The organism is Streptomyces sp. NRRL F-2664, assembly GCF_000719345.1.
Classification (GTDB): domain Bacteria; phylum Actinomycetota; class Actinomycetes; order Streptomycetales; family Streptomycetaceae; genus Streptomyces.
Map to the genome: position 1 here is coordinate 1 of NZ_JOFX01000443.1, position 392 is coordinate 392.

The window sequence follows — 392 nt, forward strand, 5'->3', positions numbered from 1 at the left end:
CTGGTCGAAGACATCGTCCTCACCCGCGAAACCGCCCCCCGCACCCGTGTAGGCACGCCCCTCCTCCACTGCGGGGGAGAACCGCTGCTCGGGTGCGGCCAGCTCACCGCGGTCGTCGAGGGTGCGCAGGCGGGTCGCCGCCAGCGCCGGCACGGGCGAGCCGGGAACCTCCTCGTAGGCGATCTCGGTCACCGCGCCGAGGGGCGAGGCGACGCGGGTGACGACGGGGCCGTGCCCGGCCAGCGGCCGCCCGTACTCCAGCCCCGTCACCGCCCCGTCCCCCGCGGTCGCCTTGCGGACCAGCCCGTCCTCCAGCTCCAGGACCGCCGTCAGCACGTGAGCTGCCAGGTCTCTCCGGCCGGGGTGAAGGCGAAGTCGGTGCGGTTGCCGTG

The 392-nt window shown here is 75.3% G+C and carries 1 protein-coding gene; it reads right to left on the reverse strand.

The window, feature by feature from the left end:
• Positions 1-336: hypothetical protein (locus IF89_RS39905; RefSeq protein ID WP_043195055.1), on the reverse strand; the 336-nt coding region annotated here is incomplete at its 3' end.
• Positions 337-392 lie beyond the last annotated feature (56 nt).